Source organism: Streptomyces sp. NRRL WC-3605 (assembly GCF_001509795.1).
GTDB classification, from domain to species: domain Bacteria; phylum Actinomycetota; class Actinomycetes; order Streptomycetales; family Streptomycetaceae; genus Streptomyces; species Streptomyces viridochromogenes.
This window is the reverse complement of the sequence record NZ_LLZN01000045.1, coordinates 140,458-161,378: the sequence shown is the minus strand read 5'-3', so window position 1 is coordinate 161,378 and position 20,921 is coordinate 140,458. Positions and strand designations below refer to the sequence as shown.

Genomic DNA, 20,921 nt, shown 5'->3' with positions numbered 1-20,921 from the left:
GGCGCTCACACGACCCGGACCACGTACTTCCCCCGCACCCCGCCCGCCTCCAGCGCGCGGTGGGCCGCCGCCGTCCCGTCCAGCGGGAAGACGGTGTCCACCGCCGGGCGCAGCTTGCCCTCGGTCACGAGGCGGGCGAGGTCGTCCATGTCCCGCTGCAAGGGGTTGCCGCTGAAGAGGCGTACCCGGCCCCGGCCGTGGACCGCGCTGGCCGCGACATAGCCGAGCGACCTGACCGGCCGGCTCAGGTCGAACGCGATGGTCACCATGCGCCCGCCGGGGCCGAGCAGCCGCCGGTGGGCGCGCAGGCCGGTGCCCACGGTGTCCACGACCACGTCGAAGCGGCCCAGGTCGGCCGGCTCCACGCTTCGGTGGTCGACGACCTCGTGCGCTCCGAGCCCGCGGACGAAGTCGTGGTTGGCGGGGCGGGCGAGTGCGGTGACCTCGGCGCCGTACGCCCGCCCCAGCTGGACCACCGCATTGCCGACGCCTCCCGCCGCGCCCGCACGAGGAGCCGTTCCCCGGGCCGCAGCCGCGTCTTGTCCCGCAGCGCGGTGACGGCCGTGGTGGCCACGGGCAGCGAGGCGGCGGCCACCAGGTCCAGCCCCTCCGGCACCCGTCCGACCCGCGCGGCCGGCACGGTCAGGTACTCGGCCGCGCTGCCGAACCCCGAGGTGCGGCCGAGGACGCCCCAGACGCGGTCGCCCACGGACCAGCCGGTGACCCCGGTGCCCGGGGCGGCGACCTCGCCGGTGAAGTCCAGACCGACCCGCTGGGGGAAGGAGCGGCCGGTCAGCAGGCGCAGACGGCCGGCGCGCGCGGACAGCTCGCCGCCGTTGACGCTGAAGGCGTGCACCTTCACCAGCACCTCGCCGGCAGCCGGTTCGGGCCGCGGCACCCGGCCCACGTACAGCACGTCGGGGCCGCCGTAGCGGTCGTGGAGCACTGCCTTCATCATGCGGTCGTTCATCGTCCTGCCTCCGCTGCCGCCGGTGGTCGTACGGGTTTCCGACGCCGACGGTAGGCTCGCAAACGGACGACATCGTCCGTTTGAGGCGGAAGCGAGAGACAGTGACGGGTGAATCCTCTCGGATCACGGCTCAGGGCCGGGCGCGGGCCGGAGCAGGGGCGCGGGCGGACGCCCGTCGCAACCGCGAGCGGGTCCTGGCGGCCGCCCGCGCCGTCTTCGCCGAGCACGGGATCGACGCCCCCATGGCCACCGTGGCCCGCCGGGCCGGAGTCGGCGTGGCGACGCTGTACCGGCACTTCCCGACACGGGACGCCCTGGTCAGGGGCGCCTACCAGCGGCAGATGGAGACCTGTGCGCGGGCGCTCACCGACGCGCTGGACGAGCCCGACCCGTGGCAGGGCTTCCAGCGCCTGGTCGAGACCGTCTGCGAGCTGCAACGGGAGGAGCGGGGGTTCCCGGCCGCGTTCCTCGGAGCCTTTCCGCAGAGCACCGCGGAGCAGGCCCAGGCCCGGGAACAGGCCGAGCGCGCCTTCACCGCCCTCGTCCGCAGGGCTCAGGCGGCGGGCGAGCTGAGGGCCGACTTCCACCCGTCCGACCTCGCCGTGGTCCTGCTCGCCCACTGCGGACTGGTGACCGCCCTCCCGGACGACCGCGCCGCCTCCCGGCGTCTGGTGGCCTACCTGCTCCAGTCGTTCCGGGCCGACGGGGCGGCTGCCCGGCCGCTGCCCCCGCCCGCCGCGCTCGCACTGCGCGACCTCCCCATCGCGTCCGTCTCGCCGCCCGGCCGACGGCTCTTCGACGCCTGACCCCGGTCGGCGACTGAGGCGATGGAGACGGAGGCGAAGGAGACGGAGCGTCCACCGGGGGAGAGGGCCCGGCCGCGTCGTTCATGCGTCGCGCTCCGGCGACCTCAGCGGTGGCTCAGGACGTTGATGACACGGCCGTTGGGGTCACGGACGAAGAACCGCCGCACGCCCCACTCCTCGTCCTGCAACGGGTGGACGATCTCCGCGCCGCTGTCCCGCATGACGGCGTACGCCGCGTCGACGTCGTCCACCTCGATGCTCGCGTCGGGGGTGACCGGGGCCGTCTTGTCGCTGGTCATGACGCTGATCTGCGTCGCGGGGTTGGACGGCGAGGCCAGCGTCATGATCCAGCCGTGGTTCATGACCTCCTCGAACCCCAGCAGGCCGTAGAACTCCCGGCTCTCCTCCACGGCCTCCGACTGGAAGACGGGCATGACACGGCGTACGGACTGCGAGGACATCGGCCTCTCCTGACGGGTCGACACTTCGGAACCATCCAGGCGTACTACACCGCGCGGGGTCGCCGCACCCCTTTCCCGCACCGGGCGGGCGGCGTGTCCGGGGGCCGGAGACAGTCGTACGCCCACCCCGGCGGCCGTCGTGGCGGCGCCGGGGCGGGCGTACGGACCGGGCTCTGTCCGAGCCTCACAGGGCTCTATCCGAGCGTCAGCGCGTAGATCTGCACGCGCGGCTCGTTCGGCAGGCCCACGGAACGCACCGTCTTGGAGCCGTCCAGCTTCGCGGACGCCCCGAACAGGCGGACCGGGGGGCCGTCGACGCCCTGGCCGTGCTTGATGCGGTGCGGCATCTCCAGGACGACGGTGCTGCCCTGCGGCGTCGATCCGGCCCAGTCGCCGACGGTCACCGGCACCTCGGCGGTGCTTCCGTCCGTGTAGCGGACGGTGAGGGCGGTGGACACCGGGCCGTGGTGGGACGCGGCGACCAGACGCAGGGTGCCGTACGAGCCGGCCGGAAGGAGCATGGCCTGGCCGCGGGTCTCCACGAAGTTCGCGGCCGTCCCCGACGGGTCGGGAGCGTCGTAGGTGACGCCGTCCCAGACGACCGGACCGGCCTTCGGCAGCAGGCCCGCGTCGTAGCTCCAGCCCGCTCCGTCGAAGTCGCCCTCGTCGGGGGCGGCGACGGTCGCGGTGCCGTCGTGGTTCGCCTCCTTGCCGAGGTCGACGGCGCACACGTCCTCGGCACCCGGCGCGCAGTTCGCCGCCGCGCGGACCTCGACGGTCGCCGTGCGCTCCACGGCCTTCACGCCCTTCGCGGCCGCCGTGACACGCACCGAGTAGGTGCCCGGCGCGGTCCCGGCGGGCACGCCCACGTCCACGGTCGCGGTGCGCTGCACCGGAAGCCGCTTCGAGGCGAGCGGGAAGGACGGGGACGTCTTCACGGTCCAGCCCTGCGGGGCCTTCGCGTCGACGTCCACGCGCAGGGTGCCGGGCGACTGGCCCAGCACGTCCAGCTGGAGGCGGACGCCCTGCGCGTGGTCCGCCGTCGGCACCACGTCGGCACTGGTGCGCAGCGAGGCGTCGAGGTGCCGGCGGGAGTCGGCCTGCGCACGGTTCACGGACGGCGGTTCGGCGCCCTTGCCGGTGCCCCACGCCGACGGCTTGGTGCTCATGGCGAAGGACAGCCTGCCGCCGTCGGCGACCGCGTCCCAGTCAAGCCAAGTCGCCCGCACGTTCTTCCCGTTGAAGGTGGCCCGCTCCACATAGCGCTTGCTGTCGCTCGCGCCCGGGGCCTTGACGGTGAGCGTGCCGCCCTGGCTCCTGCCGTACGCGCCGATGCGGATCTCCGCCGACGGGAACTGCGGGCTGGACACCGCGAGGAAGTCGCCGCCGTTCGTCGTCGGGTACAGGCCCAGCGAGGAGAAGACGTACCAGGCGGACATCGTGCCCAGGTCGTCGTTGCCGGTCATGCCGTCCGGTCCGTCGGTGAAGAGCGTCATCGCGGCACGTACCACGGTGGCCGTCTTCGCGGGCGCGCCCGCCCACAGGTACATGTACGGGGAGTGCAGGTCGGGCTCGTTGTTCGGGTTGTAGGTCGGCTTGCCGTAGTAGTCGTACGGCGCCGAGATCCAGTCCTCGCGGGCGGTCCTCGCCGGGTCCGCGAGCAGCTTGTCGTAGGCGAAGAAGGCGTCGAGCCGCTTCTCGGTGGCCTTCCTGCCGCCCATCAGGGACACCAGCCCGGCCGGGTCCTGGGGCACCAGCCACTGGTACTGGTAGGCGCCGCCCTCATGGAACTGGTGACCCGCCTCGACCGGGTCGTACGGCGTCAGCCAGGTGCCGTCCTTCGTGCGCGGCCGGAAGTGTCCGGTGGAGGAGTCCCACAGGTTGCGGTACCACTGGCCGCGGGCCGCGAACATCCGGGCGTCCGCGGTGTGGCCGAGGGCCTTGGCCATCAGGGCCAGCGACGCGTCCGCCGCCGCGTACTCCAGGGTCGCCGACGCGGGGTGGACGCAGTCGTTGTCACCGCCCTTGTCGGCGCAGTCCTTGCCCAGCTCCAGCCCGCTGGGGATGTAGCCGCGCGCCTGGTAATCCGCCACGCCCGCACGGCCGTTGTAGGGGGAGTCGTCCGGCGGCGTGCTCGTCGCGTTCTTCCGCAGGAGCGCGTACGCCTCCTTCTCGTAGCCCTTCAGCAGGCCCTTGGACCACGCCTCGACCAGGAACGGGGTGACCGGGTCGCCGGTCATGATGTTGGTCTCGCTGTTGGCGAGCGACCAGCGGGGCAGCCAGCCGCCGTCCCGCCCGATCGCGACGACCGACAGGGCGACGTCCCGGGCGACCTTCGGCTGCAGCATCTGCAGCAGCTGGTTCTGCGGCCGGTGAGTGTCCCACAGCGACAGGTTCTGGTACGGCGTGAAGTCCGACGCGGTGTGCGTCTTGCCGTCGAAGCCGGCGTAGCGGCCGTCGACGTCGCCGGCGAGGTTCGGGTGCAGTTGCGCGTGGTAGAGCGCGCTGTAGAAGGCGCGTTGGCGCTCCGTCGGGCCGCCCGTGACGCGGACCGCCTCCAACTGCTTCTCCCACGTGGCGTGCAGCGCCGCCCGGGTGGCGTCGAAGTCGTAGGAGTCGCCCGTCTCTGCCTTCAGGTTCTTGCGGGCGCCCTCGACGCCGGTGTACGACAGCCCGACCTTGACGACGACGTCCCGGTCGGACTCGGCGTCGAAGGTCACCCAGGCGCCGTTGCCGCCCTCACCGGCGGCGTCGCGCTCGCCGGGCGCCGGGGTGCTGCCGCGCCAGGTGCCGTGCGAGGCGAAGGGCCGGTCGAAGGTGGCGGTGAAGTAGACGGTGTGCCGGTCCTTGCCCGCGCAGAAGTTGCCCGCCTCGACGCGCCCTTCGACGGTGCGGTCGCCGACGACGTGCACCTCCGAGCCGTACACCCGCTGGTTGGCCTTGCCCGTGTTGAACAGGACGTTGGCGCGGCCGGTCGACGGGAAGGTGTACCGCTGCCAGCCCGTGCGCTCGGTGGCGGTCAGCTCGGCGTCGATGCCGTACGTCTTCAACCCGACGCGGTAGTAGCCGGGTTCGGCGTCCTCGTCGTCGTGCGCGTACGTCGAGCGGTAGGAGTCGGCGTCCACGCGGTCGACGGCGCCGGTCGTCGGCATCAGCGGCAGCTCGCCCATGACGGAACAGCCGACGCCGGAGAGATGGGTCTGGCTGAAGCCGTAGATCTTGTCCTGCTGGTAGTCGTAGCCGCCCTGGCCCCCGGTGTCCGGGCTGACCTGCACCATGCCGAAGGGGGCGCTCGCGCCGGGGAAGGTGTTGCCGAAGTTCTGGGTGCCGATGAACGGGTTGACCAGCGAGGTCAGCGGGCCGGCGTCCGCTCGGTCCTGGGCCGCCGCCGGTGCCGGGCTCAGGGCGGCGCCGGTGACGAGCAGCGCGGCGAGCACCGTCGACGCGCGCTCACGTACTCGATGGTGCAGAGGTCTGTGCATGGGAGCGGTCTCCTGTTCCTCGGCCACGTCCGGCACCTCGAAGTCACCTGTCACTGCGCGCGCTTGACCGGCGATCAGTGGCGTCCGACTGGATCGGTGGGGACTAGATCACGCTGCTGACATCGTTGTCAATGGTTCTGACAGAGATGGTGCCGGGCGGGACCGTGGTGGGCGTCCCGTCCGTCAGGCGCCGACGGTGAGGCCGTCCAGGGTGAGGTCGAGCAGTCGCTCCGCCTGCTCCCGTTGGTCCGTGCCCGCCGAGGTGTAGGCGATGCCTTCGAGGGCGGCGGCGACGTCGGACGGCCGGATGTCACGGCGGATCGTCCCGGCGTCCGCGCAGGCGTCCATGAGGGAGGCGATGGCGGCCTGGATCAACTCCCGGCTGTGGCCGTACGGGTTGGCGCCGGTGGCGGCGATCGAGCGCAGTGCGTCGATCATGCCGTACTTGGCGGTGACGTAGTCGAGGAAGAGGCGGGTCCACGCGTGCAGCGCGTCCATGGGCGCCTTCTCGGCGAGCAGCGCGGGCGCGGCGTCGCAGAGCTGTGCCACCTCGTTGCGGTAGACGGCCTCGATCAGGGCCTCGCGGGTGGGGAAGTGGCGGTACAGCGTGGCGCTGCCCACGCCCGCCTCCTTCGCGATGCGCTCCAGGTGGGCGTCCAGCCCCTCCGTGGTGAACGCGCGCACGGCGGCGGCGAGGATCTTCTCCCTGTTGCGCTGTGCGTCCGCCCGCAGCGGCCTCCGCGCTCCCTCGCTCATCGGTGGTCGTCCTCCCCTTCGAAAGCCCTCGCTTGTTAAACGGGGGCGCCCCCACTTAGGCTGAGTGAACCGGAGACGCCTCCGTTTCACTGTAGGTCACCGTCACCTGGCGTGGCCTGCGCACACCCGCGAAAGGACGCTGATCATGTCGGGTATCGAGGGCAAGGTCGTCGCCATCACCGGAGCCAGCAGCGGGATCGGGGAGGCGACCGCGGCCCACCTCGCCGAGCGGGGCGCCCGGCTGGTCCTCGGGGCACGACGCGAGGACCGGCTGAACGCCGTCGTCGACGGCATCACGGCGAAGGGCGGCACGGCCGTCGGGGTCGTCGTCGACGTCACGCGCCGCGAGGACCTGCGCCGCCTCACGGACACGGCGCTCGAGCGGTACGGCCGCCTGGACGTGCTCGTCTCCAACGCCGGGACGATGGCCGTCTCCCCGTTCGACGACCTGCGCCAGGACGACTGGGACGCGATGGTCGCCACCCATGTCACCGGCCTGCTCAACGGCATCGGAGCGGCGCTGCCCGTCTTCCGCCGGCAGCGCTCCGGCCACTTCGTCAACGTCGGCTCGACGGCGGCGTACGTCGTCAAGAGCCCGCAGGCCGTCTACGCGGCCACCAAGACGGCCGTGAAGGTGCTCACCGAGGGTCTGCGCCAGGAGTCGGGGCCCGACCTGCGGGTCACCCTCGTCTCGCCCGGCTTCACGCACACCGAGGGCGTCGGCAAGGGGGCCGCACCCGAGGCCGCCGCCGCCATGGTCCGGCAGCGTGACGAGATCGCCATGCCCCCGTCGGCCGTCGCCTCGGCCATCGGGTACGCCATCGAGCAGCCCGAGGGCGTCGACGTCGGCGAGATCGTCGTCCGGCCGACCGCGCAGGCCTGATCACGCCGATCCTCGCTCACCAGGGCAGCTCACCGGACCGGTCGACGAACCGTCCCGTCGGGCCGTCCGCGCCCGCCGTCGCGAGGGCCACGATGGACTCGGCGCCCTCGGCCACCGAGTGCCCCACACCGCCGGTGAAGTCGGTGGCGGTCTGGCCGGGGTCGGCCGCGTTGACCCTGATGTCCTTGAGCTCCTTCGCGTACTGGGTGGTGAGCATGGTGACCGCGGCCTTCGACGCGCTGTAGAGCGGCAGGGAGTACCGCGACTCGACCCGCTCCGGGTCCTGTGTCAGGCCGAAGGAGCCCATGCCGCTGGACACGTTGACGATGACGGGGTCCGGCGAGGTGCGCAGCAGCGGCAGGAACGCGTGGGTGACCCGCACGATCCCGACGACGTTGACCTCCAGCACCTCCCGCATGTCCGCCGCCGTGTACTCCTCGACGGGGCCCACCCGGCCGAGGACACCGGCGTTGTTGATCAGGACGTCGATGCCGCCCTCGTGCGCGGCGACATCGGCGACGGCGGCGTCCACCGAGGCGTCGTCCGTCACGTCGATCCGGACGAACCGTGCGCCGATCGACGCGGCGGCGGCCCGGCCGGCCTCCGGGTCGCGGGCGCCGACGAGGACCGTGTGCCCGGCCTCGACGAGACGGCGGGCGGTCTCGAGACCGAGGGACTTGTTGGCTCCGGTGATGAACGTCGTGGGCATGCTGCTTCCTCCGCTTCGGCCCGGCACGGGGGTGCCGTGGTCACGGAGTCGATCCTGCGGTTCCGGGAGTGCCGGCGGGAGCCACGGCACTTCCTGGTACAGCGCGTACCACCCTCGCCGCCCGCCGCGAGGGCCACTCGCACGCCGACGCGCCCTACTTCACGTCGTCCAGCCAGAGCACGATCCCGGTCAGGTCGTTGAGCACGGCCGCCACACCCGCCCGGACGGCGGCGGCGCAGCGCGCGGCGGTGAACGACCGGGTGTCGTACGCCGAGGACATGCCGAGCCCCTCGCCCCGGAAGGACGCCCCGGTCCAGTCGGCGGCCGTCACGTTCTCCGTCGGCTCGGCCAACTCCGCCCCGACGACCAGGAACCGCTGGTCGAGATGGCTGGGGCTGACGGCGGCGAGCGGGTCCACCAGGTCGTTGCCGGCCGTGATGACGAGGTCAGGGCCCATGTCCATGGCCCGGGTGAGCGCGGTGACATGACGGGTGGGGTCGTCGCCGGTCACCGTGCGCAGATCGACGTCCTCCTCCTTCGCCCAGTCCCGTACGGCGGTCACGAGTGCCGTGGTCGGCCGGTCGTCGCCGGCGGTGACCAGGACCACGCGGTAGCCCGCCGGGGGGTGCACGTCGTCCCAGGAGCCCGGCCTCGGTGTCACGGTCGCCTCCGGGGTGGGGGAGGCGGAAGGGTCGACGAACCCGGGGCGGAGGGCGCCGAGGGGGGCGGGGGAGGCGTGCGGCTCCGACCAGGGGTCGGCCGAGCCGCACCCGGTGGCCAGGGCGGCCACCGCCGCCAGCGCGGCGGCGGCCCGAAGAAGAAGCGGCGGACGCGGGGCGCGCGATACGTGCAAGGCGCGCGGTGAGCGCAAGGCGCGCGGTGGGCGCAAGACGAGCGGTGGGCGCAAGACGATCGTCCCTCGGAGCGATGACGGATGGTGCCGAGCCCATCCTGCGGTGCCGCGCACCTCCGGAAGGCGTCCGCAGGCCCGGGGCACGGCTTGTTGTCCGACGCTTCGCCGAGCGGTCCCGCGCTGTTCACCCTCGCCCCGCACGGTGCTCCGGAAACCTGAAGGAGCACCATGTCACAGCGGGTTCGCCGCATCCTCATCGCCCTGTGCGCGGCCGTCGTCGCCCTCGTCGGCACCGGTGCGCCGGTCCACGCGCACGGCTTCGCGTCCACTGCCTACGCCGACGTCAAGGAGAACGACGCGGGCAGCCCCCGTACGAACGTCGCGCTCGAGTACGACCTCCTCGTCGTGTCCGCCGCCGACGCCGCCCACGACGACGCCCTCTTCCGGGAGGGCACGACCGCCTTCGAGACCGGGGACGCCCGCAGCCGGGCCACCGTGCTCGACGCCCGCGCGGACGCGGTGGTTGGCTATGTCACCGACCGCTTCTCCCTCTCCTCCGACGGCCACCCCTGCACTCCACGCCGGCACGGCGGCTTCAGCATGACCCGGCGCGACGGCGCGCCGTACGCCGTCCTCGCGCTCGACTGGACCTGCGCGGGCGGCGACGCGGAACTGGAGGTGCGCAGCACGCTGTTCCCGGACGCGGAGCGGTACGTCAAGGGCACCAAGACGATCGTCACGTACGAGGTCGACGGGCTCACCGGCAGCGCGGCGCTCGACGCCGCGCATCCGTCCTTCCTGATCGGCCAGAGCTGGTACCAGAGGTTCTGGGAGTTCTTCCGCCTGGGCGCCGAGCACCTGCTGACCGGGATCGACCACATCCTGTTCCTGCTGGCGCTCATCGCCGGATCGCGTTCGCCCCGTGAAGTCGTGCTGGTCGCCACCGCGTTCACGCTCGCCCACTCGGTCACCTTCCTGCTCGCCGCCCTCGGTCTGGTCGAGGTCCCGGCGGCTGTCGTGGAACCCGTCATCGCCCTGTCCATCGCCGTCGTCGCGGGCTGGCACCTGTGGCGGCTCGCCCGGCACCGCGACGGGGCCGCGGAGCCACCGGAGCCGGGGGGAGCCCGTCACTTCCGGCTCGACCGGGCCGGCTGGTCCCGCCTGGGCGTCGTGTTCTGCTTCGGCCTGGTGCACGGACTCGGGTTCGCGGGCGCGCTGGGCATCGAGGCGGCCTGGTCGTGGACCCTGCTGTGGTCGCTGCTGGTGTTCAACCTCGGTATCGAGGCGGTGCAGTTGGCGATCGTCGGGCTGCTCTTCCCGGTGCTGGCCGTCCTGCGGCGCCGGTCCCCGCGCGCCGGTCACTGGGCGACGGGCCTGGTCGCGGCGGGTGTCGCCGTCATGGGTCTCACGTGGTTCGCGCAGCGGCTCGCCGGGCTCTGAAGCCCCTGTTTGGTGGGACGTTCAGCCAACTTGGCCGGATCGTTTCCCTCCGGTTCACACCGCACGGTGATCGTACAGAGCGCCAATCCGTGCATTCATGCATGCATAAGGAACGAAAGAACCCATGAGATCGAGCAGTAGAACGACGCAGACCGACCGCGCCGCGAGACGCCGCGTGGCCGGCGGTGCCGCCACGGCCGTGCTGGGGCTGACCATGGCCCTCGGCGCCGGCGGGGCGGCTCCGGCCGCCGCGGCCGGCTCCGCCGGGCTGTCCGGCGTCATCCTCGGCGTGGGCGCCGACGAGACCCAGCGGATCGTCACCTGGTACTCCTCGGCGGACACCCCGCAGCAGCTCCAGGTCGCCCCCACCGCCACCCTGAGCGATGGGCAGTTCCCGGCCGACGCGGCCACCTTCGCCGCCACCGGCGGCGCCAACATCGCCTCCAGCGGCGGCTACAACCGGCACGCCACGATCACCGGTCTCAAGGAGAACGTGGCCTACTCCTACCGGGTCGGCAGCGAGGGCGACTGGTCCCCGACGTACACCTTCAAGACCCGGGACTTCGAGGGCGACTACGACTTCCTCTTCCTCGGCGACCCCCAGATCGGCTCCAGTGGCGACGCGCAGAAGGACGGCGCGGGCTGGGCCGACACCCTCAAGGTGGCGACCGAGGCCAACCCCGACGCCGAACTGCTGGTGTCCGGCGGCGACCACGTCGAGAGCGCCAACGACGAGAACCAGTGGAAGTCGTTCCTGGCCCCCGACCAGCTCCGCCAGGTCCCCCTCGCCGCCACCATCGGCAACCACGACGTCGGCGGCAAGTCCTACGAGCAGCACCACTTCACGCCCAACACCGACAAGTCCGAGGCGTACTACGACAAGGACGCGGCGACCCGGTCGGGCGGCGACTACTGGTTCATCCACAAGGACGTGCTGTTCATCGACATCAACAGCAACGCCCAGAGCGACACCAAGGACGCCCAGCACGTCGGCTACATCACCGACGTCATCAAGAAGCACGGCTCGGAAGCCAAGTGGAAGGTGCTGGTCTACCACCACTCCATCTACTCGCCCGCCAGCCACTCCTACGACCAGGGCAACAAGGACCGCCGCAAGGACTTCACGACGGCCTTCTCGGACCTCGGCATCGACATGGTGCTGCAGGGCCACGACCACAGCTACTCCCGCAGCTACGCGATCAAGAACGGTCAGAAGGCCAACCCGGAGGAGCAGCCCGGCCAGGCCGAGGTCTACCCCGGCCCGGGCGGCGTCATCTACGTGACCGCCAACTCGGCCTCCGGCTCGAAGTACTACGACATCAAGAAGCCCGACGGCTCCGGCACCGGCGTCCAGGGCAACGGCCCCGACCCGCTCAACCCGGACAACTTCTGGTTCAACTCGGTGGAGAACCAGGAGCACGTCCGCTCCTACGTCCGGGTCAAGGTCCGGTCCGACAAGCTGGTCCTGGAGAACCTGCGCTCCGGCACCTGCGCCACGCCCAACCCGTCCGTCGACAACGGCAACGTCCCCTGCTCCAACCCGGACAAGCCCGTCGGCTCGGTGGTCGACAAGGTCACCGTGCACCCGTACCACGGTGACGGACAGTCCCTCCAGGTCAACGTGCCGAACGCCGCCCCCGGCGAGTTCGGCTGGACCATCGACGGCTACAACGGCCTGGTGGACCTCGGCACCGCCAAGGAGCAGGACGGCGACCACTTCGAGGCCGCCGGCAAGATCAACCCCCTGCTGGTGACGGACAGCCGCCGCTCGCTCGCGCCCTGGTCGATCTCGGCCGACGTGAGCGAGTTCAAGGACGCCGACAAGAAGTTCTCCGGCTCCTACCTCGGCTGGAAGCCGTACGTCCTCGACGCCGGCGCCGGCGCCACGGCCGCCGACGCGGTGGCCTCCGGCTACGACGACCAGGGCACGGGCCTGTCCGTCTCGCGCGGGCTCGCCTCCGCCGAGCAGGGCCACCCGCGCGGCGGTGCCCGGCTGGGCGCCGACCTCGACCTGAAGATCCCGGACAGCGTCGCGAAGGGCTCGTACCGCGCGACCCTCACCATCACCGCGCTGAGCAGCTGACCGGACACCCCACCCCGCCGCCGCGCCGAGCGGGGCGGCGGGACCGTTCCACCGGTGTGGCAGGGCGCCTCAGGGCGCCCTGCCACACCGCCCCCGCTCCAGGAGAACCCCCCAGATGCCCACGCCCAGACGTCTCCGCCTCGCCGCGCTCGTGCGCGGCGCGGCCCTCGTCCTGCTCACCGCCCTCGCGCTCACCGGCCTGCGCGCGGGACCCGCCACGGCCGCCGACGGCGACGTCAGCTGGACGGTCCGGACCGCCGCCAACGCTTACGGCGACAACCGCTCCAGCTTCGGCTACGCCGTGAACCCGGGCGGCACGGTCGAGGACACGATGGTCGTCACCAACCGCGGCCGGACCACGCTCCGCCTGGCCGTCTACGCCTCCGACGGCTACACCACCGACGCGGGCCAACTCGACCTGCTCACCCGGGAGAAGAAGTCCGTGGGCGTCGGCGCCTGGGTGCACCCCCGGGTCGACGCCCTCACCATCGCGCCGGGCAGGTCCGCCGACGTGCCCTTCACCGTCGGCGTCCCGAAGAACGCCACCCCCGGAGACCACGTCGGCGGCCTCCTCACCTCCCTCAAGCAGTCCGACACCGCCGCCGGCATCAACGTCGACCGGCGCCTCGGTGTCCGCCTCGCCGTGCGCGTCGGCGGTGAGCTCACGCCCCGCCTGGCCGTCGAGGACCTGCACGTCGGCTACGACGGCACCGCGAACCCGTTCGCCAAAGGCACGGCCACCGTCACCTACACGGTCCGCAACACGGGCAACGCTCTGCTCTCCGCCCGCCAGGACGTCTCCGTCCAGGGGCCGTTCGGCTGGCTGCGCACAGCGGCGGGCGACATCGAGGACACCCCGAAGCTGCTGCCGGGGGAGCGGTGGAAGGTGAAGGTGCCCGTGCGGGGCGTCGCACCCGGCGTACGCCTCACGGCGACCGTCAAGCTGCTGCCCCTGCTCACCGATGCCTCCGGCTCCACCACGCCCCTGAAGCCCGTCGAGGCCACCGCGCACGTCTGGGCCGTCCCCTGGATCGTCGGCCTGCTCCTCCTCGTCGTCGCCGTGGCTCTGCTCCTCGTACGCCGGGCACGCGCGCGGCGCAGGGAACGTGAGGCCGCCCGTGTACGGGAGGCCGTGGAGCGGGCGCTGCAAGAGGCCTAGAAGGCCAGGACGTCCGGGACGTTCACTCCGAGACGGTGGACAGGGTCTGCAGGCCGACCGCGCCGAGGAGGTCGAGCTTGCTCCGGGCGTCGGTGCCCGGCTGCGGGGTGAACACCACGAGGCGGAGGCCGCCCGCGGTGGTCAGGATGTCGGAGAGCAGGGCGATCTCCCCGACCTCCGGATGCTCCACCCTCTTGAGCGCGCTCTCGTGTCCACCGACCGCGCCGCGGCTCCACAGCTCACGGAACCGCGGACTGCGGCCAAGCTTCGTGATCAGCGCCTCGACGTCCGGGTCACCCGGATACCGGCTGGTCGTGGCGCGCAGGTCGGCGATCAGGGACTCCTCGAACGCCTCCCGCTCCGACGGCGACTGCCGTACCCGGGGCAGCTCCGCCAGGAACTGCCACAGGAGCACATTGCTGTCCTCGGCCTCGCCCACCGCGCCCTCCCCGAACGTGGCCGCGAACAGCGGGTTCCAGTACAGGAGTTGCCAGATGGCGTCGTAGACCGCCACCGGCTGGGCGGACAGCTGGTCCATGATCCGGTACAGGCTCGCCGGGACGACCCGCGGGATGCGGCCGGGTTCGGCGGCGTGGCCGGCCAGGCGCAGCAGATGCGCGTGCTCGTCGTCGGACAGCCGCAGGGCACGGGCCAGCGCCGAGCACACCTGCGCGGAGGGCGTGGGCACCCGCCCCTGTTCGAGCCGGACGACGTACTCGACGGAGATCCCGGCGAGCAGGGCCAGCTCGGCGCGCCGCAACCCGGGCACCCGGCGTCGCACTCCGTGCGGCAACCCGGCCTCCCCCGGGTCCAGCCGGTCCCGCCACGCGCGCAGCGCGTCACCAAGTCGGTTCATGTCTCCATCTTGCGCCAGGCGCCGAGGGCGCATGATCGGATCGGACCGCAACGATCGGGCGCGGCCGGAGTGCCCGCTGCCAGGGTTGTCCGTGAAGGGAGACCTCATGATCTCGGCACTCAACCGGCTCGTCGACCAGGTCGAGGCGCACCTCGGCGAGGAGCTCGACGTCGGCGAACTCGCCGGGGAGCTCGGTACGACCGAGTACCACCTGCGGCGGATGTTCTCGTCGCTCGCCGGCATGCCCCTGTCGGAGTACGTGCGGCGGCGCCGCATGACCGTGGCCGCCGCGGACGTCGTCCGGGGCGACGCCGACCTGCTGGACGTCGCCGTCCGGTACGGCTACGGCTCCAGCGAGGCGTTCGGACGCGCGTTCCGGTCCGTCCACGGTGCCGGACCCGGTGACGTACGCCGTGACGGAGGTCCCCTGCGCACACAACCGCAGCTCAGGTTCCGCCTGACCGTCGAAGGGAGCACTCCCATGGACACCCGTCTCGTCGACCGCCCCGCGTTCCGGCTCGCCGGCCACGCCGCCCGCGTCCCGCTCATCCACCGGGGCGTCAACCCGCACATCCAGCGGCACATCGCCGCGCTGCCGCAGGAGGAGCACGCCCGGCTCAAGGCCCTCGGCGACGGCGAACCGGCCGGCCTCCTGGCGGTCAGCGACGGCGTCGACCCGGACGGCACGGAGGGCAGCGAGCTGACCTATCTGCACGGTGTCGCCCTCGGCCGCGACACGCCCGCCCCGGACGGCCTCGACGTCATCGAGGTGGCGGCGGGGATGTGGGCGGTCTTCCGGACCAGCGGACCGCATCCGGAGGCCCTGCAGACCACCTGGGCGGCGACGGCGACCGAGTGGTTCCCGTCGAACCCGTGGCGGCTGCGGACGGGACCGTCGATCGTCGCCGTCCTGGACCGCGCGGCCGATTTCAGCACCGCGACCTGCGAGCTGTGGCTCCCGGTCGAGCCCGCGTAGCAAGCGGCCATGTGGAGGCGCCGGACCGGTGACACGGCCCGGCGCCTCGGCGTCCTATGCCTGCCGCGCGGTCCACTCCGCCAGGGAGGTCGCGCCGATCGACGCGTCCGGGCCGGGCAGCAGGTCGGAGTCCTTCAGCGCGGTGCCCCAGTACAGCCCCTGCGGGTCGGTCACCACCGTGCGCGGGTCGCCCTGGGCCGTGAGGGCCTGCCGGATGAAGTCCTCCAGCTCGAAGGTGTCCGGCCCGGCGACCTCCACGATCCCCCCGACCGGCGCGCCCACCGCGGTGCGGGCCACGGCCGCCGCCACGTCCCCGGAGAAGATCGGCTGGATCTTGATGGGGGCGACGGACACCGTGCCGCCCTGGTTGGCCGAGTCCGCCAGGCCCTGGGCGAACTCGAAGAACTGCGTCGCCCGCACGATCGAGAACGGGACCCCGGACTCCCGGATCATGTCCTCCTGCGCCTGCTTGGCGCGGAAGTAGCCGGCCTCCTGCAGCCGGTCGGTGCCGACGACGGACAGCGCCACGTGATGCGCCACCCCCGCCGCCCGCTCGGCCTCCAGCTGGTTGGCCGTGGAGCGGCGGAAGAAGTCCAGCACGGCGTCGTCGGCGAACGACGGGCTGTTCGTGACGTCGACGACGACGGACGCCCCCTTCAGGACCTCGGCCAGGCCCGCACCCGTCAGCGTGTCCACCCCGGTGGTGGGCGAGGCGGCCACCGCCTCGTGCCCGCGCCCCTCGACCTCGGCGACCACCTTCGAGCCGATGAGCCCGGTACCGCCGATCACTACGACCTTCATGGATCTTCCCTTCCGTTCGCGGCCCCGCCCGTCCGGCGCGGCACGGTCCCGGCGACGACTGCCCGCACCCCTCCCGGCCGGGCGGCCCTCCCGTCTGCGGCAACCCCCGGGGAGGCGGACGGTTTCCAGCGTGCCCCGGTTCAGGCATATCGGCGCGCGCAGGGGGCACCGGGAAGGAGCCATACCGTTGATCACGGACGTGATCACCGTCCGTCGCCCGGCGGCTCTGCCGGCGGCCCGAGGAGTACACGTGACCAGCACCGCGTCGCAATCACCCCGGTCAGGAGCCTCCACGGCCCACCCTGATCATCTGGGGCACGCCATCTTCATCGCAGCGGCAGCCGCCATGGGCGGCTTCCTGTTCGGCTACGACAGCTCGGTGATCAATGGTGCCGTTGAGGCCGTCCGGGACCGCTACGACGTCGGCTCGGCCGCACTGGCCCAGGTCATCGCGATCGCGCTGATCGGCTGTGCCATCGGCGCGGCGACCGCGGGCCGGATCGCCGACCGGATCGGCCGTATCCGCTGCATGCAGATCGCCGCCGTCCTGTTCACGATCAGCGCCGTCGGCTCGGCGCTGCCGTTCGCGCTGTGGGACCTCGCCTTCTGGCGGATCGTGGGCGGCTTCGCCATCGGCATGGCGTCCGTGATCGGCCCCGCCTACATCGCCGAGGTGGCGCCGCCCGCCTACCGCGGGCGCCTGGGGTCCTTCCAGCAGGCGGCGATCGTCGTCGGTATCGCGATGTCGCAGCTGGTCAACTGGGGAATCCTCAACGCCGCGGGAGGCGACCAGCGCGGCCGGCTGATGGGGCTCGAGGCCTGGCAGGTCATGCTCGGCGTCATGGTGATCCCGGCCGTCCTGTACGGCCTGCTGTCCTTCGCGATCCCCGAGTCGCCCCGCTTCCTGATCTCGGTCGGCAAGCGCGAGCGCGCCCGGAGCATCCTGGCGGAGGTCGAGAACGAGGACGTCGACTTCGACGCCCGGATCTCCGAGATCGAGCAGGCGATGCGCTCCGAGCACAGGTCGTCGTTCAAGGACCTGCTGGGCGGCACGTTCCTCTTCAAGCCGATCGTGTGGATCGGCATCGGCCTGTCGGCCTTCCAGCAGTTCGTCGGCATCAACGTGGCCTTCTACTACTCGTCCACGCTGTGGCAGTCCGTCGGCGTCGACCCGACCGACTCGTTCTTCTACTCGTTCACGACGTCGATCATCAACATCGTCGGCACGGTCATCGCGATCATCTTCGTCGACCGGGTCGGCCGCAAACCGCTCGCGCTGATCGGTTCCGTCGGCATGGTCGTCGGCCTCGGCCTGGAGGCGTGGGCGTTCTCCTACGACCTCGTCGACGGCAAGCTGCCGGCCACGCAGGGCTGGGTCGCGCTGATCGCCGCGCATGTGTTCGTGCTGTTCTTCGCCCTGTCGTGGGGCGTCGTCGTGTGGGTCCTGCTCGGCGAGATGTTCCCCAACCGGCTGCGCGCCGCCGCGCTCGGCGTGGCGGCGGCCGCGCAGTGGATCGCCAACTGGGCCATCACCGCGAGCTTCCCGTCGCTGGCCGACTGGAACCTGTCGGCCACCTACATGATCTACACGGCCTTCGCCGCGCTCTCGATCCCGTTCGTGCTGAAGTTCGTCAAGGAGACCAAGGGCAAGAAACTGGAGGAGATGGGCTGACGGCCGGCCCGCGTCCCCGGCGCGGTCAGGGCACGCGGGCCGTCCACTCGGGCGAGGAGAACTTGTCGCGGACGAGCTCCTGCGCCCGGGCCAGCTCGGCGTCCGTCACCTTGCCGTCGGTGAGGCCGTAGCGGCGCCGGAACGAGTCGACCATCCCCGCGATGACCTCGTGCCGGGGCAGACCGGTCTGCCGGCGCAGCGGGTCCACGCGCTTCTTCGCGCTCTTCGTGCCCTTGTCCGACATCTTCTCCCGGCCGGTCCGCAGCACCTCGAGCATCTTGTCGGCGTCGATGTCGTAGGCCATGGTCACGTGGTGCAGGACGGCCCCGGGCCCGCCGTCGGGCCCCACGACACGCTTCTGCGCGGCGCCCGCGATCTTCCCCTGCTCGGTGGCGATGTCGTTCAGCGGCTGGTACCAGGCCTTGATCCCCATCTCACCGAGCGCCTCCAGCACCCAGTCGTCGAGGTAGGCGTAGCTGTCCTGGAACGACAACCCCTGGACGAGGGCGTCCGGCACGGACAGCGAGTAGGTGATCGTGTTGCCGGGCTCCACGAACATCGCGCCGCCGCCCGAGATACGCCGGACGACCTCGATGCCGTGCCGCTCGGCGCCGGCCGGGTCGACCTCGTTGCGCAGCGACTGGAAACTGCCGATGATCACCGCGGGTGCGGCCCACTCCCAGACCCGCAGCGTCGGCGGGCGGCGCCCGGCGGCGACCTCCGCGGTGAGCACCTCGTCCAGCGCCATGTGCAGCCCCGGGCTCTGCGGGCCGTCGTAGATCAGCTGCCAGTCGTAGTCCGTCCAGTCCGTGGCGTGCGCGAGCGCCCGGCGCACCGCGATGCCGACGGCTTCCGAGGTCAGCCCGTACATGACCGTGCCCTCGGGCAGCGCCCGGTCGATGCGGCTCGCCAGACCCGCGGCGTCGGTGTCGGCCGGGGCGCCGTCCAGAGCCTGGTTGACCGCGTGGAGCGCCTCGTCCGGCTCCAGGAAGAAATCACCGGCGACCTGCGGGTGCCGCAGCACCCCGTCCGCCACCTCGACGTCCACCACCACGAGCTTGCCGCCGGGAACCTTGTACTCACCGTGCACGATGTCGCCATCCCTTCTCCGACAAGCTGGAACCTGCGGAAGGGCCGGAGTGTTCCCGCGGCGGACCCGGCGGGCGGTGCCCCGTGATGAGTTTCCGGGCTCCCACCCGTCACACGTACGACGGGACACGACGAGGTGGAAGGACGACGCGATGAGTGCCGACACACGGCTGGAGGAGGACCTGGCCCCGCACGGGCTGGGCGAGATCGAGGAGCCGGTGTTCGCGGGCCTGGTCGAGCGGCACCGGCGGGAGCTGCACGTGCACTGCTACCGGATGCTCGGGTCGTTCGAGGACGCCGAGGACACCGTGCAGGAGACGTTCCTGCGCGCCTGGCGCCGCCGGGAGACGTACGAGGGGCGGTCGACGTTCCGGGCCTGGCTGTACCGGATCGCCACCAACGCCTGCCTCGACCTGCTCGCCAGGTGCCGCCCGGAACCGGCGGCGGGCGGCGAGGTGCCCTGGCTGCAGCCCTATCCGGACCGCCTGCTCGACGAAGTGTCCGCGGACGGCGCCGACGAGCCGGAAGCCGTCGCCGTCGCCCGGGAGACGATCGAGCTGGCCTACCTGGTCGCCGTCCAGCATCTCGCGCCGCGCCCCCGGGCCGTGCTGATCCTGCGGGATGTCCTCGGCTGGCGGGCCAAGGAGGTCGCGGAGTTCCTGGGCGACTCGGTGAACTCCGTCAACAGCGCCCTCCAGCGGGCCCGCGCCGGCCTGCGCGAGCACCTGCCCGCCGAGCGCCAGGACTGGACCGGCGGTGTGGAGGACGCCGGGACCCGCGACCTCGTGCGCCGCTTCACCGAGGCCAGCGTGGCCACGGACATCCCGGCGCTCACCGCGATGCTCCGGGACGACGTCCGCTGCTCGATGCCGCCCACGCCGGGTCTGGCCGTCGGCCGCGACGCGGTCGTGAACAGCTGGATCGAGGACGGCTACGAGGGCATGAAGGGCCTGCGGCCCCTCCCCACCGCCGTGAACCGCCAGCCCGCCGTCGCCTACTACCTCTGGCGGGAGGGGGAGAACGCGTACCTGCCGCTGACGATCGACGTCCTGCGCGTCACGGGCGGGGCGATCACGGAGATCACCATCTTCGACGGCGACCAGTTCCCCCACCTCGGCCTCCCGGACCGCCTGCCGGCGGACGACACGGAGGTGTCCCGGTGACCGGCAGCGACTCACGGTCCCGGCGGCGGCGAAGACTTTGAGATCCCGGAGGGTGGCGAGGCGAGCCCGCTGCCCGGGTTCGCCGTGATGACGGCCTTCCTCTCCACGAGGGGTGGCCGACACGCCCCCGCGCGCTGTGAAGCGTCAGGCGCGCAGGCCCTCGAGTTCGGCCGCGCGGCGCTGGTCCTTGGGGCGGCCCAGGGCGCGCCGCATCTGGATCAGGTCGTCCAGGCCGGCGTAGAGGATGGCGAAGCCCGCCGGGTCGTAGGTGACCGCGGGGCGGTCGAGGCAGGGGGTGACGTCCATGGCGCCCCACGGCAGGGCGGGTGTGCAGAGGTCGCCGCTCGCTCCGGTCACGCGGTAGAGCACCTGCGGGCGGTCCAGTGCGGGCAGGTCCGTGCAGCCCGAGGCGATCAGGGCCCGGCGCAGGGCGTCCGCCTGCTCGGGCGTGCCGTCCCACAACAGGTCGAGGTCGCCCGTCGGTTCAGTGGAGCCGTGCAGGATGCCGGCCACCTGGCCGACGACCACCGCCCGGGAACCGGCCTCGTGAAGCGCCCGCAGGAACGGGAACGGGTCGAAGCCGAGCGCGCCGTCCGTGCCGAACGTCCCGGTGACCTCGTCGGCCTCCTCCGGGCCCAGCCCGGTCGCGGCACGGTCCCGGGTGCGGTCCGCGATGCGCCGGACGGCCTGCCGGAGGCGCACTGCGGCGGTCTCATCCATCCGCCCATCCGACTGCTCGTTCATACGGCCCTGCGTCCGTGC

17 protein-coding genes and 1 pseudogene are annotated in these 20,921 nt (G+C 72.3%); 8 read left to right on the top strand and 10 right to left on the bottom strand.

Going from position 1 to position 20,921, the window contains the following annotated elements; translation table 11 throughout:
• Positions 1-5: 5 nt before the first annotated feature.
• Positions 6-970 (bottom strand): annotated as a pseudogene (locus ADL34_RS10770) (NAD(P)-dependent alcohol dehydrogenase).
• A 101-nt stretch (positions 971-1,071) separates the two neighbouring features.
• On the opposite strand from ADL34_RS10770, the gene ADL34_RS10765 reads away from it, so the two are divergent.
• A complete protein-coding gene (locus tag ADL34_RS10765; RefSeq protein WP_234374986.1) occupies positions 1,072-1,776 on the top strand; it encodes a TetR/AcrR family transcriptional regulator in 705 nt (234 codons plus the stop codon).
• 104 nt (positions 1,777-1,880) lie between these two features.
• On the opposite strand, the gene ADL34_RS10760 is transcribed toward ADL34_RS10765, so the two are convergent.
• The 3 genes from ADL34_RS10760 to ADL34_RS10750 all read right to left on the bottom strand — a co-directional run bounded on the left by ADL34_RS10760 (position 1,881) and on the right by ADL34_RS10750 (position 6,475).
• On the bottom strand, positions 1,881-2,237 hold the full coding sequence (locus ADL34_RS10760; protein ID WP_234374985.1) for a VOC family protein: 357 nt from the start codon (positions 2,235-2,237) through the stop codon (positions 1,881-1,883).
• Positions 2,238-2,431: 194 nt separating this feature from the next.
• Positions 2,432-5,719, bottom strand: coding sequence for a GH92 family glycosyl hydrolase (locus tag ADL34_RS10755; protein WP_062672705.1), 3,288 nt, complete (start codon positions 5,717-5,719; stop codon positions 2,432-2,434).
• 183 nt (positions 5,720-5,902) lie between these two features.
• Positions 5,903-6,475, bottom strand: a complete 573-nt coding sequence (locus ADL34_RS10750) for a TetR/AcrR family transcriptional regulator (RefSeq protein WP_062672470.1) — start codon at positions 6,473-6,475, stop codon at positions 5,903-5,905.
• A gap of 145 nt (positions 6,476-6,620) precedes the next feature.
• On the opposite strand from ADL34_RS10750, the gene ADL34_RS10745 reads away from it, so the two are divergent.
• The gene (locus ADL34_RS10745; RefSeq protein WP_062672472.1) at positions 6,621-7,358 is read left to right on the top strand and encodes an SDR family oxidoreductase; all 738 of its coding nucleotides are present in this window, start codon (positions 6,621-6,623) and stop codon (positions 7,356-7,358) included.
• 16 nt (positions 7,359-7,374) lie between these two features.
• On the opposite strand, the gene ADL34_RS10740 is transcribed toward ADL34_RS10745, so the two are convergent.
• Together ADL34_RS10740 and ADL34_RS10735 are read right to left on the bottom strand one after the other, a co-directional pair.
• Positions 7,375-8,067 carry an SDR family NAD(P)-dependent oxidoreductase gene (locus ADL34_RS10740; RefSeq protein WP_062672474.1) on the bottom strand — a complete coding sequence of 231 codons (693 nt, stop codon included), beginning with the start codon at positions 8,065-8,067 and terminating at the stop codon, positions 7,375-7,377.
• 154 nt (positions 8,068-8,221) lie between these two features.
• Positions 8,222-8,857 (bottom strand): hypothetical protein, encoded by a 636-nt coding sequence (locus tag ADL34_RS10735; RefSeq protein WP_234374984.1) that lies wholly within the window; start codon positions 8,855-8,857, stop codon positions 8,222-8,224.
• 291 nt (positions 8,858-9,148) lie between these two features.
• Here ADL34_RS10735 and ADL34_RS10730 point away from each other — a divergent pair, with 291 nt between their 5' ends.
• The 3 genes from ADL34_RS10730 (at position 9,149) to ADL34_RS10720 (ending at position 13,602) form a co-directional block, all read left to right on the top strand.
• Entirely contained in the window at positions 9,149-10,360 is a 1,212-nt protein-coding gene (locus tag ADL34_RS10730) for a HupE/UreJ family protein (RefSeq protein ID WP_062672478.1), read from the top strand.
• Positions 10,361-10,484: 124 nt separating this feature from the next.
• Entirely contained in the window at positions 10,485-12,443 is a 1,959-nt protein-coding gene (locus ADL34_RS10725; protein ID WP_062672480.1) for an FN3 domain-containing metallophosphoesterase family protein, read from the top strand.
• A gap of 115 nt (positions 12,444-12,558) precedes the next feature.
• Positions 12,559-13,602, top strand: a complete 1,044-nt coding sequence (locus ADL34_RS10720) for a WxL protein peptidoglycan domain-containing protein (RefSeq protein WP_062672482.1) — start codon at positions 12,559-12,561, stop codon at positions 13,600-13,602.
• Between the two features lie 22 nt (positions 13,603-13,624).
• Here ADL34_RS10720 and ADL34_RS10715 read toward each other — a convergent pair whose 3' ends face one another.
• The gene (locus tag ADL34_RS10715; RefSeq protein ID WP_062672484.1) at positions 13,625-14,458 is read right to left on the bottom strand and encodes a helix-turn-helix domain-containing protein; all 834 of its coding nucleotides are present in this window, start codon (positions 14,456-14,458) and stop codon (positions 13,625-13,627) included.
• Positions 14,459-14,564: 106 nt separating this feature from the next.
• Between ADL34_RS10715 and ADL34_RS10710 the strand changes: the two genes are divergently transcribed.
• Positions 14,565-15,434, top strand: a complete 870-nt coding sequence (locus ADL34_RS10710; protein WP_062672486.1) for an AraC family transcriptional regulator — start codon at positions 14,565-14,567, stop codon at positions 15,432-15,434.
• A gap of 54 nt (positions 15,435-15,488) precedes the next feature.
• Here the strand turns inward: ADL34_RS10710 and ADL34_RS10705 are convergent, their stop codons facing one another.
• The gene (locus ADL34_RS10705; RefSeq protein ID WP_062672488.1) at positions 15,489-16,235 is read right to left on the bottom strand and encodes an SDR family oxidoreductase; all 747 of its coding nucleotides are present in this window, start codon (positions 16,233-16,235) and stop codon (positions 15,489-15,491) included.
• A 250-nt stretch (positions 16,236-16,485) separates the two neighbouring features.
• On the opposite strand from ADL34_RS10705, the gene ADL34_RS10700 reads away from it, so the two are divergent.
• A complete protein-coding gene (locus ADL34_RS10700; RefSeq protein ID WP_062672489.1) occupies positions 16,486-17,907 on the top strand; it encodes a sugar porter family MFS transporter in 1,422 nt (473 codons plus the stop codon).
• A gap of 25 nt (positions 17,908-17,932) precedes the next feature.
• On the opposite strand, the gene ADL34_RS10695 is transcribed toward ADL34_RS10700, so the two are convergent.
• Complete coding sequence (locus ADL34_RS10695; RefSeq protein WP_062672491.1) at positions 17,933-18,997, bottom strand: lipoate--protein ligase family protein; 1,065 nt, start codon at positions 18,995-18,997, stop codon at positions 17,933-17,935.
• 151 nt (positions 18,998-19,148) lie between these two features.
• Here ADL34_RS10695 and ADL34_RS10690 point away from each other — a divergent pair, with 151 nt between their 5' ends.
• Positions 19,149-20,159 (top strand): RNA polymerase subunit sigma-70, encoded by a 1,011-nt coding sequence (locus ADL34_RS10690; RefSeq protein WP_062672493.1) that lies wholly within the window; start codon positions 19,149-19,151, stop codon positions 20,157-20,159.
• Between the two features lie 144 nt (positions 20,160-20,303).
• On the opposite strand, the gene ADL34_RS10685 is transcribed toward ADL34_RS10690, so the two are convergent.
• Complete coding sequence (locus ADL34_RS10685) at positions 20,304-20,879, bottom strand: hypothetical protein (RefSeq protein WP_062672496.1); 576 nt, start codon at positions 20,877-20,879, stop codon at positions 20,304-20,306.
• Between the last annotated feature and the right edge of the window lie 42 nt (positions 20,880-20,921).

Bases quoted from the DNA above. Each gene is read 5' to 3' on its own strand.
- ADL34_RS10705 (WP_062672488.1), bottom strand. From the start codon at position 16,235: ATGAAGGTCGTAGTGATCGGCGGTACCGGGCTCATCGGCTCGAAGGTG.
- ADL34_RS10760 (WP_234374985.1), bottom strand. From the start codon at position 2,237: ATGTCCTCGCAGTCCGTACGCCGTGTCATGCCCGTCTTCCAGTCGGAG.
- ADL34_RS10715 (WP_062672484.1), bottom strand. From the start codon at position 14,458: ATGAACCGACTTGGTGACGCGCTGCGCGCGTGGCGGGACCGGCTGGAC.
- ADL34_RS10710 (WP_062672486.1), top strand. From the start codon at position 14,565: ATGATCTCGGCACTCAACCGGCTCGTCGACCAGGTCGAGGCGCACCTC.
- ADL34_RS10755 (WP_062672705.1), bottom strand. From the start codon at position 5,719: ATGCACAGACCTCTGCACCATCGAGTACGTGAGCGCGCGTCGACGGTG.
- ADL34_RS10720 (WP_062672482.1), top strand. From the start codon at position 12,559: ATGCCCACGCCCAGACGTCTCCGCCTCGCCGCGCTCGTGCGCGGCGCG.
- ADL34_RS10745 (WP_062672472.1), top strand. From the start codon at position 6,621: ATGTCGGGTATCGAGGGCAAGGTCGTCGCCATCACCGGAGCCAGCAGC.
- ADL34_RS10730 (WP_062672478.1), top strand. From the start codon at position 9,149: ATGTCACAGCGGGTTCGCCGCATCCTCATCGCCCTGTGCGCGGCCGTC.
- ADL34_RS10685 (WP_062672496.1), bottom strand. From the start codon at position 20,879: ATGGATGAGACCGCCGCAGTGCGCCTCCGGCAGGCCGTCCGGCGCATC.
- ADL34_RS10740 (WP_062672474.1), bottom strand. From the start codon at position 8,067: ATGCCCACGACGTTCATCACCGGAGCCAACAAGTCCCTCGGTCTCGAG.
- ADL34_RS10690 (WP_062672493.1), top strand. From the start codon at position 19,149: ATGAGTGCCGACACACGGCTGGAGGAGGACCTGGCCCCGCACGGGCTG.
- ADL34_RS10725 (WP_062672480.1), top strand. From the start codon at position 10,485: ATGAGATCGAGCAGTAGAACGACGCAGACCGACCGCGCCGCGAGACGC.
- ADL34_RS10750 (WP_062672470.1), bottom strand. From the start codon at position 6,475: ATGAGCGAGGGAGCGCGGAGGCCGCTGCGGGCGGACGCACAGCGCAAC.